The organism is Streptomyces sp. NPDC004721 (genome assembly GCF_053601495.1).
Genome location: NZ_JBSGBZ010000044.1, coordinates 1 through 17,016, shown reverse-complemented (window position 1 = coordinate 17,016; position 17,016 = coordinate 1). Strand labels below are relative to the sequence as shown.

Annotated in this window: 10 protein-coding genes; 7 read left to right on the top strand and 3 right to left on the bottom strand. The window is 72.2% G+C overall.

The genetic code is table 11. The annotated features are described in order from the left end of the window. Positions 1 to 125 precede the first annotated feature (125 nt). The 3 genes from ACWEK3_RS30935 to hflX all read left to right on the top strand — a co-directional run bounded on the left by ACWEK3_RS30935 (position 126) and on the right by hflX (position 5,655). Positions 126 to 2,351: a RelA/SpoT family protein gene (locus ACWEK3_RS30935; protein WP_450539943.1), complete on the top strand. Its 2,226-nt coding sequence runs from the start codon at positions 126 to 128 to the stop codon at positions 2,349 to 2,351. Between the two features lie 112 nt (positions 2,352 to 2,463). After that, positions 2,464 to 3,942, top strand: a complete 1,479-nt coding sequence (locus ACWEK3_RS30930; protein WP_450539941.1) for a M1 family metallopeptidase — start codon at positions 2,464 to 2,466, stop codon at positions 3,940 to 3,942. Positions 3,943 to 4,143: 201 nt separating this feature from the next. Then, the gene (gene hflX / locus ACWEK3_RS30925) at positions 4,144 to 5,655 is read left to right on the top strand and encodes a GTPase HflX (protein ID WP_361415220.1); all 1,512 of its coding nucleotides are present in this window, start codon (positions 4,144 to 4,146) and stop codon (positions 5,653 to 5,655) included. A 75-nt stretch (positions 5,656 to 5,730) separates the two neighbouring features. On the opposite strand, the gene ACWEK3_RS30920 is transcribed toward hflX, so the two are convergent. The 3 genes from ACWEK3_RS30920 to ACWEK3_RS30910 all read right to left on the bottom strand — a co-directional run bounded on the left by ACWEK3_RS30920 (position 5,731) and on the right by ACWEK3_RS30910 (position 9,646). Further along, complete coding sequence (locus ACWEK3_RS30920) at positions 5,731 to 6,948, bottom strand: trypsin-like serine peptidase (RefSeq protein WP_450539938.1); 1,218 nt, start codon at positions 6,946 to 6,948, stop codon at positions 5,731 to 5,733. 204 nt (positions 6,949 to 7,152) lie between these two features. Then, the gene (locus tag ACWEK3_RS30915; RefSeq protein ID WP_450539936.1) at positions 7,153 to 8,391 is read right to left on the bottom strand and encodes a trypsin-like serine peptidase; all 1,239 of its coding nucleotides are present in this window, start codon (positions 8,389 to 8,391) and stop codon (positions 7,153 to 7,155) included. A gap of 217 nt (positions 8,392 to 8,608) precedes the next feature. Further along, positions 8,609 to 9,646 (bottom strand): MerR family transcriptional regulator, encoded by a 1,038-nt coding sequence (locus ACWEK3_RS30910; RefSeq protein WP_450539935.1) that lies wholly within the window; start codon positions 9,644 to 9,646, stop codon positions 8,609 to 8,611. 444 nt (positions 9,647 to 10,090) lie between these two features. Between ACWEK3_RS30910 and ACWEK3_RS30905 the strand changes: the two genes are divergently transcribed. From ACWEK3_RS30905 to ACWEK3_RS30890, 4 genes are all read left to right on the top strand, one after another. Continuing rightward, positions 10,091 to 11,689: a diaminobutyrate--2-oxoglutarate transaminase family protein gene (locus ACWEK3_RS30905; protein WP_453251105.1), complete on the top strand. Its 1,599-nt coding sequence runs from the start codon at positions 10,091 to 10,093 to the stop codon at positions 11,687 to 11,689. Between the two features lie 374 nt (positions 11,690 to 12,063). Beyond that, positions 12,064 to 13,992, top strand: a complete 1,929-nt coding sequence (locus ACWEK3_RS30900; protein WP_450539931.1) for an IucA/IucC family protein — start codon at positions 12,064 to 12,066, stop codon at positions 13,990 to 13,992. A 70-nt stretch (positions 13,993 to 14,062) separates the two neighbouring features. Beyond that, positions 14,063 to 14,803 (top strand): GNAT family N-acetyltransferase, encoded by a 741-nt coding sequence (locus ACWEK3_RS30895; protein ID WP_453251104.1) that lies wholly within the window; start codon positions 14,063 to 14,065, stop codon positions 14,801 to 14,803. A 145-nt stretch (positions 14,804 to 14,948) separates the two neighbouring features. Beyond that, on the top strand, positions 14,949 to 16,922 hold the full coding sequence (locus tag ACWEK3_RS30890) for an ATP-dependent DNA helicase (protein WP_453251103.1): 1,974 nt from the start codon (positions 14,949 to 14,951) through the stop codon (positions 16,920 to 16,922). Positions 16,923 to 17,016: the final 94 nt, after the last annotated feature.

Genomic DNA, 17,016 nt, shown 5'->3' with positions numbered 1-17,016 from the left:
GCCGGTCGGGCGTGCTGGGCTCGGTAGCATCAATCACCGGCCCGGACGGGGGATCCGTAGCCAACCCCTGTGCCGCGTACGCCCTGGGGCGCCCCGTCCGCCGGTCCACGCAGCCGGAGGTGCGCATGAGTGCGGATGCCACGAATCCTGCGGCCCCGGGCCCGGTGGCTCCCGTGGGGCCACGGCGCAGGGCCCGCCCGCGGATCGACCTGCGCCGGCTCGGCCGTGCCGCACTGCTCGGCCCGGCCGCCCGCGACCGGCTGCCGGACGCCATCGGCCACGTGGCCGAGGCCCATCGTGCGCACTTCCCGGAAGCGGACCTCGAACCGCTGCGCCGCGCCTACGTCCTGGCCGAGTCCTCGCACCGCGGCCAGATGCGCAAGAGTGGCGAGCCCTACATCACGCATCCGCTCGCCGTGACCCTCATCCTCGCCGAACTCGGCGCCGAGACGACGACGTTGACCGCGTCCTTGCTGCACGACACCGTCGAGGACACCGACGTGACACTGGACCAGGTCGGCGAGCAGTTCGGCGAGGAGGTCCGCTACCTCGTCGACGGCGTCACCAAGCTGGAGAAGGTCGACTACGGCGCGGCCGCCGAGCCCGAGACCTTCCGCAAGATGCTGGTCGCCACCGGCAGCGACGTCCGGGTGATGTCGATCAAACTCGCCGACCGGCTGCACAACATGCGCACCCTCGGCGTGATGCGCCCGGAGAAGCAGGCCCGTATCGCCAAGGTGACCCGGGACGTCCTCATCCCGCTCGCCGAACGGCTCGGCGTGCAGGCGCTCAAGACCGAGCTGGAGGACCTCGTCTTCGCGATCCTGCACCCCGACGAGTACGCGCACACGCGGGAGTTGATCGCGGAGAACGCGGGCCGCCCGGGTGACCCGCTCACCGAGGTCGCCGAGCAGGTGCGCGGAGTGCTGCGCGAGGCGGACGTTCCCGCCGAAGTGCTCGTCAGACCACGGCACTTCGTCTCCGTGCACCGGGTCTCCCGCAAGCGCGGCCGACTGCGCGGCTGCGACTTCGGACGGCTGCTGGTGCTGGTGAACGAGGACGCCGACTGCTACGCCGTCCTCGGTGAACTGCACACCTGCATGACGCCCGTCGTCTCGGAGTTCAAGGACTTCATCGCCGTACCCAAGTTCAACCTGTACCAGTCGCTGCACACCGCCGTGGCCCGTGAGGACGGACAGGTCGTCGAAGTCCTCATCCGCACCCATCAGATGCACAAGGTCGCCGAGGCCGGGGTCGTCGCACTCGGCAACCCCTACGCCCCTCCCGCGGAGGAGCACTCCGCGAGCGACGGCGAGCGCGCCGACCCCACCCGCCCCGGTTGGCTCTCCCGCCTCCTCGAATGGCAGCGGGCCGCGCCGGACCCCGACACCTTCTGGTCCACCCTGCGCGAAGACCTCGCCCAGGACCGCGAGATCACCGTCTTCCGGCCCGACGGGGGCACCCTGGGCCTGCCCGACGGCGCCACATGCGTGGACGCCGCGTACGCCCAGTACGGCGAGGACGCGCACGCGTGCATCGGCGCCCGCGTCAACGGCCGCCTGGCGACGCTGAGCACCGTCCTGAAGGACGGCGACACCGTCCAGCTCCTGATGGGCCAGGACCCGGCCTCCGAACCGTCCGAGGAATGGCTGGACCACGCCCACACCCCGGCCGCCCGCATCGCCATCCAACGTCGTCTGGCCACCCGTCAGCCCGCCGCGGACCGGGCCCAGGACGCCGGCGGGGACGCCGCACCGGCCGCGGGCGGCCCCGCGCGCGCCGGCTCCACCGCGGCCGAGCGGGCCGGTGCGGATTCCGGCACGTCGCCGGTTCCGACGCCCGCCGGAGCGGCCTTGCCGGCCGGGCCCGACGTGCCGGCCGCCTTCGGGCCGGACACGGCGAGCGTCGTGGTCGTCGGCCGGCCCGATGCGGCCGCACGGCTCGCGGGCTGCTGCACGCCCGTGCCGCCCGACGAGATCACCGGCTTCGCCGTGCGCGGGGGAATGGTGACCGTGCACCGCGTGGAGTGCGCCGCGGTCGCGCGGATGAGGAACGCGGGGCGCGCGGAGTTCGGCGTGCGCTGGGGGGAGACCGCCGCGTGCCGTGTCACGCTGCTCGCGGAATCGTTCGGCCGCCCCCACCTGCTGGCCGACCTCACCGAGGCCATCGCCCTCGAGGGCGTCGAGATCGTCTCCGCGACCGTGGCCCCGCCGGCCCAGCAGCGCGTCCGCCACACGTACACCCTCCAACTCCCCGACGCGGCCGGGCTCCCGGCCCTGATGCGCGCGATGCGCAACGTCCCGGGCGTCTACGACGTGAGCCGCACCCAGCCTCAGCCACCAGGGGTGTGAGCGGTCGGCTCCCGCACTTCTGCGGCCCTCGGTGTGCTCCCGTGGGGCTCTTTCGGGTGGGTTGGACGCGCGTCGGCGCTGTGGGGCGGGTGGCCGCTGGTAGCGGTGGTCCATGCCGCTCAGCCTTGGATCACGTGTCCCGCGTCGCCTGAAGGCGACACTCCTCGCGTCCGCCGTCTCCGTCTGTCTCGTCGCCGCGAGCGCTCCGGCCGAGCCGCTGGGCGTGGGTGACCGGCTCTTCCCGTACCTGGGCAACCCCGGGTACGACGTGTCGTCGTACGACCTGTCGTTCACCTATGGCGGTGACAACGGCAAGCCGCTCCAGGCCGTCACCACGATCGACGCGTGGGCCACCGAGAACCTGGAGCGCGTGAACCTCGACTTCGCGCACGGCACGGTCGACGCCGTCGAGGTCGACGGCCTGCCGGCCGAGTTCACCACCGCGGGCGAGGATCTCGTGGTCACCCCGAAGATCCCGCTGCCGCAAGGAAGTTGGATGCGCATCACCGTGCACCACACCAGCGACCCCGTGCCCGAGAAGGGCCGCGACGGCGGCTGGGTCCGCACCGCGGACGGTCTCGCCATGGCCAACCAGGCCGACGCGGCCCACCTGGTGTTCCCGTGCAACGACCATCCCTCCGACAAGGCGATGTTCACCTTCCACGTCACCGCGCCCGACGGGTACACGGCCGTCGCCAACGGCCTTCCGGCCGGCGTCACCCGGACCGGCGGGACGACGACCTGGACGTACCGCACCCAGCACCCCATGGCCACCGAGCTGGCTCAGGTGTCCATCGGCCGCTCCACCGTGGTGCACCGCACCGGCCCGCACGGCCTCCCCCTGCGCGACGTCGTCCCCGCCGAGGACCGCGAGGCGCTCGAACCGTGGCTGGCCAGGACCCCCGACCAGATCGCCTGGATGGAGAGCAAGGTCGGGACGTACCCCTTCGAGACGTACGGCGTGCTCATGGCCTCCGTCGCCACCGGCTTCGAACTCGAGACGCAGACCCTGTCCCTCTTCGAGAAGAAGCTGTTCACCGAACCCGCCCTCCCTCGGTGGTATGTCGAGTCGATCATGGTGCACGAGCTGTCCCACCAGTGGTTCGGCGACAGTGTCAGCCCCCGCACCTGGTCCGACGTGTGGCTCAACGAGGGCCACGCCACCTTGTACGAGGCCCTGTACGCCGACGAGAAGGCGAACAGGCCGCTGGAGACCCGTATGAAGGCCGCCTACGGCGCCTCGGACCGCTGGCGCGAGGCCGGCGGGCCGCCCGCGCTGCCCAAGCCGCCGAAGCCCGGCCAGAAGATCGGGGTCTTCCGCGCGAACGTCTACGACGGCGCCGCGCTCGTCCTGTACGCGCTGCGCCAGGAGATCGGCAAGCCGGACTTCGAGCGCCTGGAGCGCGCCTGGGTGCTGGCCCACCGGGACGGCACGGCCACCACGGCCGACTTCGAGCGCCTGGCCTCGGGCATCGCCGGACGTGACCTGAGCGGCTTCTTCCAGGCCTGGCTGTACGGCGAGAAGACCCCGCCGATGCCCGGCCACCCCGACTGGAAGCCCGCCCCGCCGCCTCGGACGGCGAAGAAGTGAGTGGACGTGAACGGAGGTGAATGGACGTGGCGGGACGCGAATGGAGGAACCCGATGGTGGCACCCGGAGGAATAACGCAGTGACGAGACGGGCCGTACCGTGCGACCATCTTCAGACCGGCGCCGCACGGGGCCACGGGAATCTCCCGGGGCGCTCGTACGTTGTGACCGGTGAAGGACTCTCCCACCACGTAAGGACCAAATGACCTCCTCTTCTTCCTCTTCCCAGTCGTTCGAGGCGTCCCAGGACGGCAAACGTCTCGCGCACTCCTACCCCGAAGGTCTCCGGGCCGATGCCCTGATGGAAGAGGACGTCACCTGGAGCCACGAATTCGACGGAGAGCGGGACGGCGATCAGTTCGACCGTTCCGAGCGGGCGGCGCTGCGCCGTGTCGCTGGTTTGTCCACCGAGCTCGAGGACGTCACCGAGGTCGAGTACCGCCAGCTCCGCCTGGAGCGGGTCGTGCTCGTCGGCGTATGGACCTCGGGGACCGCGCGGGACGCGGAGAACTCCCTGGCCGAGCTGGCCGCCCTCGCGGAGACCGCGGGCGCGGTCGTGCTCGACGGCGTCATGCAGCGCCGTGACAAGCCCGACGCGGCCACCTACATCGGTTCCGGCAAGGCGAACGAGCTGCGTGACATCGTCGTGGAGACCGGCGCGGACACCGTCATCTGCGACGGTGAGCTCAGCCCTGGCCAGCTGATCCACCTCGAGGACGTCGTCAAGGTCAAGGTCATCGACCGTACGGCCCTGATCCTGGACATCTTCGCCCAGCACGCCAAGTCCCGAGAGGGCAAGGCGCAGGTCGCGCTCGCCCAGATGCAGTACATGCTGCCGAGGCTGCGCGGCTGGGGTCAGTCGCTGTCCCGGCAGATGGGCGGCGGCAGCGGCGGCGGCCTCGCCACACGCGGTCCCGGTGAGACCAAGATCGAGACGGACCGTCGGCGGATCCGCGAGAAGATGGCGAAGATGCGCCGGGAGATCGCGGAGATGAAGACCGGCCGCGAGATCAAGCGCCAGGAGCGGCGCCGCAACAAGGTGCCTTCCGTCGCCATCGCCGGCTACACCAACGCAGGCAAGTCCTCCCTGCTCAACCGGCTCACCGGCGCGGGTGTCCTGGTCGAGAACGCCCTGTTCGCGACCCTGGACCCGACCGTGCGGAGGGCCGAGACCCCGAGCGGGCGGCTCTACACGCTGGCGGACACCGTCGGCTTCGTCCGGCACCTGCCGCACCACCTGGTCGAGGCCTTCCGCTCCACCATGGAGGAGGTCGGCGACTCCGACCTCATCCTGCACGTGGTGGACGGCTCCCACCCCGACCCGGAGGAGCAGCTGGCCGCGGTGCGCGAGGTGATCAGGGACGTCGGCGCCACCGACGTACCCGAGATCGTCGTGGTCAACAAGGCGGACGCGGCGGACCCGCTGGTGCTCCAGCGGCTGCTGCGGATCGAGAAGCGCTCGATCGTCGTCTCGGCCCGCACCGGGCAGGGCATCACCGAGCTGCTCGCGCTGATCGACAGCGAGCTGCCCCGGCCGTCCGTCGAGATCGAGGCGCTGGTGCCGTACACCCACGGCAAGCTGATCGCCCGTGCCCACACCGAGGGCGAGGTGATCTCCGAGGAGCACACCGCGGAGGGCACCCTGCTCAAGGCCCGGGTGCACGAGGAGCTCGCGGCGGAACTGGCGCCGTACGCGCCCGCCCCCGCGCTCTGACCACTACCGCACGGCCCGAGGGTCCGCCCCCTGTCGAAGGGGGCGGACCCTCGGCGTCGTCACGAGGTCACCGGGTCACCGGCCGCCGTAGGTCCTGCTCATGGTCTGGTACAGCGCCTCCGCGCCCTGCCCCAGCTGCGGACCCGCCAGCCAGGTGTGGTCCGCCGGGCCGATCGAGGTGTTGGACACCAGCTTCGTCCTGCCGTCCACCACACGGAACCAGCCACCGCCGGAGGAGCCGCCGGTCATGGTGCAGCCGATGCGGTACATCGTCGGGAGCGACGGGCTGAGCGACAGCCGGCCCGGCCGGTCGACGCAGCGGAACATGTTCAGACCGCTGTACGGAGGCGCGGCCGGGTAGCCCCAGGCGCCCATCGTGGCGACCTGCGCCGCCGGCGGCGCGGAGAAGTCCACGTCCAGCGCCGCCCCGACGGTCTCCTCCAGCGAGCGGGAACCGGACTCCGGCTTCACGTGCAGCACGGCGTAGTCGTATGCCGCGCCCGCGCCGCCCGTTTCCGCACCGCCCTGGATCCACTGGTTGGAGGTGGACGCCCAGTCCGCCCACCAGGCGCCGTACGGGGCGACCTCGGAGGCCTTCGCGTTGCTCAGCTGCGCCGAGGACTTGCCGAGGTCGTTGTAGGCCGGGACGAACGCGATGTTGCGGTACCAGCCGCCGTCCTGGCCTGCGTGCACGCAGTGGCCGGCGGTCCACACCAGGTTGGACTTGCCCGGGTGGTTGACGTCCTTGACGACCGTGCCCGAGCAGACCATCGAGCCCTGGGGCGAGTCGAAGAAGACCTTGCCGACCGCGGCGGCGTTCTCGTGGTACGGCGTCTTCTCCGCCTGCGCCCGGACCGGCCGCGGCGCCGGGTCGCTGACGCCCTGGTCGGCGACGGCGTCCTGGGTGGAGACCGTCTTGTCGGCCTCCTGGGCGGACTTCATCCGTTCGGGCTGCCACAGGCCCTTGATCACCGGGTTGACGAAGTCCTTGGCCTCACTGAGCCACTTGTCCTTGTCCCAGTCCTTCCAGCCGCCGCGCTGCCACTTGTCGACATCGAACCCGTGCTCCTTGAGCTTGTCCGCGATGTCGGCCGGAATCCTGACCTTGCCGTCGTCGCTGCCGCTGTCCGCGGACTGCGAGGCGGCGGCGTCCGGCGTGCCGGCGGCGTCGGCCTTGCCCGAGCCGTCGCAGGCGGTGGCGGTGAGCGCCAGCGCCGCGACGAGCCCGGTGGCGGTCAGGACGGTGCGCCGGCGCGCGCGCCGGGGCGTGGCGGAACCAGGTATGAAGTGCATGGTGCGATGAACCCCCCGTTGATTGGTGTGAAATGCCGTGCGCCCGGCCCGAGCGCCGAGCGCCCTTGGCGTCATGCGCTTGTCATCCGGGCGCTTCCGTGCGGAGCCGTCCGGAGCGGCACCCCACTATGCCCGGGGAGTCGAGTGCGAACGGCGGCGGGACGGTGAAGGTTCCCGTGAGACACCCCGCCGCCTTCGGCCTGCCTACTGTCCTGCGAACTTGCCCCTGACCGCGTCGTACACGTCCTTGGCCGCCGGGCCCAGCCGCGGACCCGCCAGCCAGCCGGCCGTGACCGGACCGATCGAGGTGTTGGAGACGAGAGCGGGCTTGCCGTCCGATCCGGTCGCGACCCAGCCGCCGCCGGAGGAGCCGCCGGTCATGGTGCAGCCGATGCGGTACATCGTCGGGTCGGAGGCGTTCAGCGACAGCCGGCCCGGCTTGTCCTGGCACTGGTACAGCCGCTGACCGTCGTACGGCGGCCCGGCCGGGTAGCCGGTCGCGGTCAGGCTCCGCACCCGTGGCACGGCCGGGGCGGAGAAGTCCACGGGCAGCGCCGCGCCGACGGTCTCCTCCAGCGACTTGCCGGAGCCGCCCTGCTCGGGCGTCACATGGATGACGGCGAAGTCGTAGGCGGCACCCTGCCCTCCGGTCGGACCGCCCTGTTCGATCCACTGCTCCGAGGTCTGCGCCCAGTCCCCCCACCACACGCCGAACGGTGCGACCTCGTCCTTGCCGGCGTTCTGCAGTTCGGCGGTGCTGCGGCCCGCGTCGTTGTACGACGGCACGAAGGCGATGTTGCGGTACCAGCCGCCCTTCTTACCGGCGTGCACGCAGTGGCCGGCCGTCCACACGAGGTTGGACTTGCCCGGGTGGGCCGGGTCCTGAACGACCGTCGCCGAGCAGACCATCGTGCCCTCGGGGGAGTCGAAGAACACCTTCCCCGCCGTCGCCGCGTTCGCGTGGTACGCCGGCGGGACGGCACGTGCCCTCACCTGGGCCGGGGTCGGGTCGGTGACACCCTGGTCGCCGGAGAGGTCGTTGTCGTCGACGCCCTTGTCCGGGCCCTTGGCGCGGCGCATCCGGTCGGGATCCCACAGGCCCTTGATGATCGGGTTGACGAAGTCCTTCGCCTCGCGGAGCCAGTCGTCCTGGTTCCAGTCCTTCCAGGCGCCGTTCTTCCACTTGTCGATGTCGATCCCGTGTTCCTTGAGCTTCTTCCTCAGGTCGTCCGGGATCTTGATCTTTCCGTCGGCGGTTGCGCCCGTGTCGTCGGCGGTCGCGACGGCGGTGGGCCGGTCGTCGGCCTTGCTGTCGCCCGAGTCGCAGCCGGTGGCGAAGAGCGCGAGCACCGAGGCCAGGGCCACGGAGGCCAGCACGGGTGAGGTTGTGCGGCGGGCGCCCCCTCCTCGACGAGCGTTGAAGAACGGGCGTATGGGTCGCATGCTCTGACTCCCCCTGCTGTGAACGGACTTGCTCCTTGCCATCGCGCTCTCACCTTGAAATCAGGCCCAGTTCGCCCTGGTCTCACGGTGTGCGCGAACGGCACCACACACTATGCGGTCGGCGTGGGGGACCGCCGACGGAACGGCAACGGTTTCGCTACGGGCAGTGGTTTCGCCACAGGCTGTCTGGTCTGGCAGTTCGTCCGAGTCCGGGCCCTCAGCGCAGCCGTGGGGCGTGCGCCACGGCACCGTCGTCACCGCAGAGGCGGGTCAGCGTCTCGACCGCGTCCCGCAGGCCCGCGCAGCGCGGGAAGCCCCCGCAGGTCCGCCGCTCCCAGCCCGGACCGGCGGGCAGGACGGCAGGCCGCCTGCGCGCACCCGGCGCCCCCCATTCCAGAGCCGCGACGTGCCGCGCCAGCGGCACCGACGCGGTGGAGCGGGCCTGCGACCACAGGACCACGGCGGTCGGACCAGTGCGCCGCACGCAGGCGATCAGCGCCTCCACCGGCACCGCGGCGCCCAGCATCCGGGTCGGCACCCCGCGCTCGCCCAGCGCCGCGTTCAGCGCCTCCAGGGGGAGGGAGTGCTGCTCACCAGGCGCGCAGGCCAGCACCACCGGCGGAGCGTCCACCCGGGCCGCGGCGCGCGGCAGCAGCAGCGGCGTGCTGCGCAGTGTGCTCGACACCTGCCAGGACAGCAGGTGCTCCACCTCCACGTACCGGTCGCCGGACGACTCCCACTTGCGGCCCACCGCGCGCAGGGTCGGCACCATCACCTCCTCCCACGCCACCGTCAGCCCGTACCGCCCGACCGCCTCCAGCAGCCGGCTCTCCAGCTCCGGCGAGTCCAGGCGCACCGCGGCACGGGCCAGGCCCCGGCACTCCTGCCGCACGTCGCCCAGCGGCAGCCCGCCGCCGGCGCCCCCGCGGCGGGGCGGCTCCTCCGCCCCGGACGACGGCGCGGGCCGGTCTGAGGCCACGGCTCCGGCCGGTTCGGCTTGCCCGGCCGGGCCGCGCCCGAGGCGGGTCACCCGGGCGGCTTCGGCGGGCGGCGTGCCCGCCGCCGTCAGCCGGCACATCTCCTCCACCATCGCGACGTCCTGGGGGCTCCAGCGGCGGTGCCGTCCCCGCTCCCGCACGGCGGGCCCCAGACCGTAGCGGCGGTCCCAGGAGCGCAGGGTGGTCGGGGAGACGCCCAGGCGGCGGGCCAGAGCCCCCGTGGTCAGCCCCGCGACGGGCGGTGTTTCGTCGCTCATGTCCCCGCACCTCGCTCGGCCGACTGCCCCTGCGATCTTCATTGTCCGATGCGGGACCGGTGCGAGTTGCCTCCCGCCGCACGGTGATTTGCCTGCCGCCGCACGGTGATTTGCCTCCCGGCGTCTGATGTTTTGCCTCCTGCCCCCTGGCGTTTTGCCTGCCCCTCCCTGCCGTCGCACGCCGGCCTTGTGCGGCCGCGGGCCGTGAGGGGTCTCGTGGTCTCGCCAGGTCCGGCCGAGGACGCCGACGAGCAACGCTCCACGACCGCAAGGATCTTGAGCGCACCCGTAACCGTGCGGACCGGACGGGGTTGTAGCGGTGAGGGTCCTGATGTCTGCGTCCGGGACCCCGTGCCGTGGGCGGCGAATCGCCCTGGCGGCGTGAGGCCGGCGCCTTGCATCAGTGGCAGGCCGTCGCTCTGGGACAGCGGGAGGACAAGGACCGTGACCGTGACGGAGTCTGCGCCCGGAGGCTGCGCGTCGGCGGGGGCGCGCACCTCGTTCGAGGGGATCCTGCGGCGGCAGTCGGCGCGCGAGTCGGCGGCGCGCACCTATGCGCGTGCCCTTCCGATCGTGCCCGTCCGGGCCCGCGGGCTCACCATCGAGGGCGCGGACGGCCGCCGCTACCTGGACTGCCTCTCGGGCGCGGGCGCCCTCGCCCTCGGCCACAACCACCCCGTCGTGCTCGAAGCCATCCGTGAGGTCCTCGACTCGGGCGCGCCCCTGCACGCCCTCGATCTCGCCACACCCGTCAAGGACGCCTTCGTCACCGAGCTGTTCCACACTCTGCCGCCCGGACTCACCGACCGCGCGCGTGTGCAGTTCTGCGGCCCGGCCGGCACGGACGCGGTCGAGGCCGCCTTCAAACTCGTCCGGGCCGCCACCGGCCGCACCGGAATCCTGGCCTTCTCCGGCGCCTACCACGGGATGACCGAGGGAGCGCTCGCCGCCTCGGGCCACGCCACCGACGTACGGGTCGCGCGCCTGCCCTACCCGCAGGACTACCGCTGCCCCTTCGGCGTCGGCGGCGCGCGCGGGGCCGAACTCTCCGCTCGCTGGACCGAGTCTGTCCTGGACGACCCGAAGTCGGGTGTACCGCTGCCCGCCGGGATGATCCTCGAACCCGTCCAAGGCGAGGGCGGGGTGCTTCCCGCCCCGGACGACTGGATGCGGCGCATGCGCCGCATCACCGAGGACCGGTCCGTGCCACTGATCGCCGACGAGATCCAGACGGGGGTGGGCCGCACGGGCGCCTTCTGGGCGGTGGAGCACAGCGGCGTGACGCCGGATGTGATGGTGCTGTCCAAGGCCATCGGCGGCAGCCTTCCGCTGGCGGTCGTGGTCTACCGCGACGACCTCGACGTGTGGGAACCCGGCGCCCACGCGGGAACGTTCCGCGGCAACCAGCTCGCCATGGCCGCGGGCACGGCCACCCTGGCCCACGTCCGGGAGAACCGCCTCGCCGAACGCGCGGCATCCCTCGGCTGCCACATGCTGACCCAACTCCGTGACCTGGCCGGTCACTTCCCCTGCGTCGGCGAGGTACGGGGACGCGGGCTGATGATCGGCCTCGAACTGGTGAACCCGGAGGGGGACCCTGAGAGGGACAGCGGAGCCGGCGTCGGCTCGGACCTGACCTGCCCCAGGGGCTCCGGTGCCGGGGCCGGGGGCGTCGGCGGGGGTGGCGGTGTCGGCGGGGGTGGCGGTGTCGGCGGGGGTGGCGGTGTCGATCACAACCCGGGTGCCGGGCCGACGTTGCCCCGCGTCCCGGAGCCCCGTCCCGCCGCACCCGAACTCGCCGCCGCCGTCCAACGGGAGTGCCTGCGGCGGGGCTTGATCGTCGAACTCGGCGGCCGCCACGCGAGCGTCGTACGGCTCCTCCCTCCGCTGACGATCACCGACGAGCAGGCCGCCGCGGTCCTCGGCCGCCTGGCCGACGCGGTCGAGGCGGCGGCCCGGAGCCACACCGGCCGAGACGGTCAGGAGTGCGGGACCCCTCGGAGACCGCCGCGACCCGCCGGCCGTTCGGAAGGCACGGGGTAGCGCGCCCCGCGGCCGCGTTGGTCGGCGGGCGCCCCGGGGCAAGCAGGTCCGAGCCGGCACCGGCCCCGCTCGGCCGACCCGGACCGCGATACCGGTGCCGGAGCCGGACGGTTGAGCCGATCGGCTCAACCGGCCCCGCCGCCCCCCCGCCCCGCCGAACTCTGAAGCCTGGGGCGCGGACGGACCGCCAGGGGCGACCGTCCTGTCCCCTCCCAGCCGCCCCGTCGGCACTTCCGAAACACCCAGATCCTCACCCCCTCCGAGCCAGCCCTTACCGACTGGTCCGGTGTCGCACCACCGTCGCACCCACCCCCGCCCGGCCGGCCCGCCATCTGCTGGACGCGTCGACCCGAACATCACCCCGAGGAGCCGTCTTGAACCTCACCTCCACCTCCCACGGCCGCTCCCACACCCACGACCCGGCCGAGAAGGTTCCCCGTCAGCCGAGAAGGACATCGGCCGCGCTGCGGCCCGACGGGACGGCCACCGACCTCCTCGAGCACCCCGACCCGCACACCGCCGCCCAGGCCGCGGCCGTGGAGAACCTTCTGCGCTGCTGGGTGCGCGAGACCGACACGGCGGCTCCCTGCTACGGAACCCTCCGCATCCCCCTCCGGGCCAGCGGGACGGCCCTGCTCGTCCCGGTTCACCACTGGTCCCCGACGGGCTGGCACCGCTTCGGCCTTCCTTACCTGGCCGACGCCCCGGAGGACGCCCCGCCGGCCGACGCCGTCACGGTCGCCACCCTGCTGGTGCGGGAGGCACGCACCAGGAACCGCGCACCCATGGCCTCGCAGGCGCCCACAGCCACCGCCCCGTCACCGAACCGGACATCGGCCGAGCCCTCCGACACCGCCGCCCTCGACCTCGTCGCCCGTGTCGCCGACTCCGTTCGTGGCACCACCCTCTTCCTGCGCGACCGCCGGCACCGTCCCACCGACGGAACCGACCGCTTCCTCTCCGCCGAGCAGGCCCTCCTGCTCGGACACCCGCTGCACCCGACCTCCAAGAGCCGCGAGGGGCTGTCGGAAGCCGAAGTCCGCCACTACTCGCCCGAATTGCGAGGCTCCTTCCCGTTGCATTGGATGGCGGTCGCCCGCTCCGTACTCGCCACCGACTCGGCCTGGACCGAATGCGGCCGGACCGTACCCGCCGATCTGCTCACCGCCCGGCTCGCCGGAGCGGGGCTGCCCCTGCCCGACGGATACGCCGCCCTGCCACTGCACCCGTGGCAGTTGCGCGAGGTGCGCCACCGTGCGGGCACGGCGGCTCTGATCGACGCGGGACTGTTGCGCGACCTGGGTTCCCACGGGCCGTACTGGTACCCCACCTCCTCCGTACGCACCGTGCACCGCACCGGCGCGGCCGCCATGCTCAAGCTGTCACTGGGCCTGCACATCACCAACTCCCGTCGTGAGAACCTCCGCAAGGAACTGCACCGGGGTGTAGAGGTCCACCGACTGCTGCGCAGCGGGCTCTCCCAGCAGTGGCGCGCGGCGCACCCCGGCTTCGACATCGTCCGCGACCCGGCCTGGCTGGGCGTGGACGATCAGGACGGGGCACCCGTGCCGGGCCTGGACGTGATGATCCGGCACAACCCGTTCAACCCGTCGGACGACGTCTCCTGCGTCGCCGGACTCGTGGCCCCCCGGCCCTGCCCCCGGGCCGGCGCCCCCCTCACCCTCCGGTCCCGCCTGGCCGAGGTCGTCACCAGCCTCGCCGTCCGCACCGGCCGCCCGTCGAGAGCCGTGGCCACCGAGTGGTTCCTGCGCTACCTCGAGCAGGTGGTCCGCCCCGTGCTGTGGCTGGACGGCGAGGCCGGAGTCGCCCTGGAGGCCCACCAGCAGAACACGCTGCTCCTGCTGGACGACGAAGGCTGGCCCGCGGGCGGTCGCTACCGCGACAACCAGGGCTACTACTTCCGCGTCTCCCGGCACGCGGAACTCGACGCCCGGCTGCCCGGTATCGGCGAGCACAGCGACACCTTCGTCTCCGACGACGTCACCGACGAACGCTTCGCCTACTACCTCGCCGTCAACAACGTGTTCGGTCTCATCGGCGCCTTCGGCTCCCAACGGCTCGCCGACGAGCGGCTGTTGCTGGCCGCCTTCCGCCGCTTCCTCGCCGACGCGGCCTGCGGCCCCGCCCGTACGCGCTCCACCCTGCCCTCCCGCCTGCTCGACTCCCCCGTCCTGCGCTGCAAGGCCAACCTGCTGACCCGGCTGTACGGCCTCGACGAACTCGTCGGCCCGGTCGACACCCAGTCCGTCTACGTCACCATCGCCAACCCCCTGTACCTCTGACCCGCACCCCGACTCCGGTCTTCCGTAATCCCCCGTCTTCCGCAAACCCGTCTTCCGAGAGGAGCGCGCCATGCCTCCCACCGATGCCGGCGCCGACACCGGTCAAGCGCCGGCAACCGTTCCGCACCGCCGTCCGACCGAGGCGGGCGCCGATGGTGAGGACACGCTCGACCTGCGTCTGCCGGACGACTTCGTCGCGCTCTTCCGGGAGGCGACCGGGACGGACGCCCCGACCACGGCCGACCTGCTCGACGGCGTGGGTGACTGGGGCCCCACCCTCACACCCGCCGGTGCCTTCCAGCTGGTCCCCGTCCGAATGGAGCGGGATCTGCCGCTGATCAGCCGCTGGATGAACGACCCCGCCGTCGCGGAGTTCTGGCAGCTGGCCGGGCCGCGGCGCGTGACCGAGGCCCATCTGCTCGCGCAACTCGACGGCGACGGTCGCAGCGTCCCCTGTATCGGCCTGCTCGAAGGCACTCCGATGAGCTATTGGGAGATCTATCGGGCCGACCTCGATCCGCTGGCCCGGCACTACCCGGCCCGGCCGCACGACACCGGTATCCATCTCCTCATCGGCGGCGTCGCCGACCGTGGGCGGGGGCTTGGCGGCACCCTGCTCAGAGCCGTGGCCGACCTGGTACTCGACCAACGCATCGCCTGTGCCCGCGTCCTTGCGGAACCCGACTTTCGCAACGCACCCTCCCTGGCCGCTTTTCTGAGCGCCGGTTTCCGGTTCGCCGCCGAGATCGAACTGCCCGCCAAGCGGGCCGCCCTCATGATCCGCGACCGGTCCCTGCGTGATCTGCTGTGACAGTGCGCCACAGTGTCATCACTTCTGGTACACCCCTCGGGCCGATCCGGTTCCCACCCCGCCGGATCCGCACGAGAGATACCCAGCCACCGGTCCACGCCTTGATCGCCCGATTGTCAGTCCCGAGCCGTAGGGTGGTCGCGCTATGACGAAGCCCTCCCTCCCCGAACTCCTGCATGCCGCCGTCACCGCCGTCGGCGGTAAGGAGCGCCCCGGCCAGGTGACCATGGCCCAAGCCGTCGCGGACGCGATCGACGACGGCTCGCATCTGCTGGTCCAGGCCGGCACCGGCACCGGAAAGTCCCTCGGCTATCTCGTGCCCGCTCTCGCCCACGGGGAGAGAGTGGTCGTGGCCACCGCCACCCTCGCCCTCCAGCGCCAGCTGGTCGAGCGGGACCTGCCGCGCACGGTCGACGCCCTGCACCCGCTGCTGCGCCGCCGCCCGGAGTTCGCCATGCTCAAGGGCCGATCGAACTATCTGTGCCTGCACCGCCTGCACGAGGGCATGCCGCAGGACGAGGAAGAGGGACTGTTCGACCAGTTCGAGGCGGCCGCGCCCACCAGCAAGCTGGGCCAGGATCTGCTGCGACTGCGCGACTGGGCCGACGAGACCGAGTCCGGCGACCGCGACGATCTGGCGCCCGGAGTGTCCGATCGGGCCTGGGCACAGGTGTCGGTCTCGTCGCGGGAGTGCCTGGGCGCCTCCAAGTGCGCCTACGGCGCCGAATGCTTCGCCGAGATGGCCCGTGAGCACGCCAAACTCGCCGAGGTCGTCGTCACCAACCACGCACTGCTCGCGATCGACGCCATCGAGGGCGCGCCGGTCCTCCCGCAGCACGAGGTGCTCATCGTCGACGAGGCACACGAACTCGTCTCCCGGGTCACGGGCGTCGCCACCGGTGAGCTCACTCCCGGCCAGGTCAACCGGGCGGTGCGCCGTGCCGCCAAGCTGGTGAACGAGAAGGCCGCCGATCAGTTGCAGACCGCGGCCGAGGGCTTCGAGCGCCTGATGGAGCTGGCCCTGCCCGGCCGCCTGGAGGAGATCCCCGAGGACCTCGGCTATGTGCTGCTGGCACTGCGGGACGCCGCGCGCAACGTCATCTCCGCGCTCGGCGCGACCCGGGACAGGTCGGTCCAGGACGAGGACGCTGTCCGCAAACAGGCACTGGCCTCGGTGGAGAACGTGCACGACGTGGCGGAGCGCATCACCAACGGTTCCGAGTGGGACGTCGTCTGGTACGAGCGCCACGACCGCTTCGGCGCCTCCCTGCGCGTCGCCCCCATGTCCGTCTCGGGCCTGCTGCGGGAGAAGCTCTTCGCGGACCGCTCCGTCGTCCTGACCTCCGCGACCCTCAAACTCGGCGGCGACTTCAACGGCGTCGGCGCCTCCCTCGGCCTCGCGCCGGAGGGCACCGAGGGCGACGACGTTCCGCAGTGGAAGGGCGTCGACGTCGGCTCGCCGTTCGACTACCCCAAGCAGGGCATCCTGTACATCGCCAAGCACCTGTCGCGTCCCGCGCGGGACGGCGACCGGGGGGACATGCTGGACGAGCTGACGGAGCTGATCCAGGCGGCGGGCGGACGCACGCTCGGCCTGTTCTCCTCCATGCGCGCGGCCCAGCTGGCCGCGGAGGAGCTGCGCAGCCGTATCCCCGAGTTCCCGATCCTGCTCCAGGGCGAAGAGACGCTGGGCGAACTGATCAAGAACTTCGCGGCGGACCCGAAGACGTGTCTCTTCGGCACGTTGTCGCTCTGGCAGGGCGTGGACGTTCCCGGGCCCAGCTGCCAGCTGGTCGTGATGGACAAGATCCCGTTCCCGCGCCCCGACGACCCGGTGATGAGCGCCCGCCAGAAGGCCGTGGAGGACGCCGGCGGCAACGGCTTCATGGCGGTGGCCGCCACTCACGCGGCGCTCCTCATGGCCCAGGGCGCGGGACGTCTCGTACGGGCCTCGGGGGACCGGGGTGTGGTCGCCGTACTGGATCCCCGTCTGGCGACGGCCCGGTACGGCAGCTATCTGAAGGCATCGCTGCCCGACTTCTGGAACACCACGGACCGCAACCAGGTGCGCAAGTCACTGGCGGCCATCAACGCGATGGCCCAGCAGGAGGCGAAGTGATCGCGGGGGTAGCCTGACCGGCGCCGGTCACCCGCGGATCGAGGCCATGGGCCGCGTCGGCGGCATGGACGTGCTGCACCGGGCGGAGCGGCGC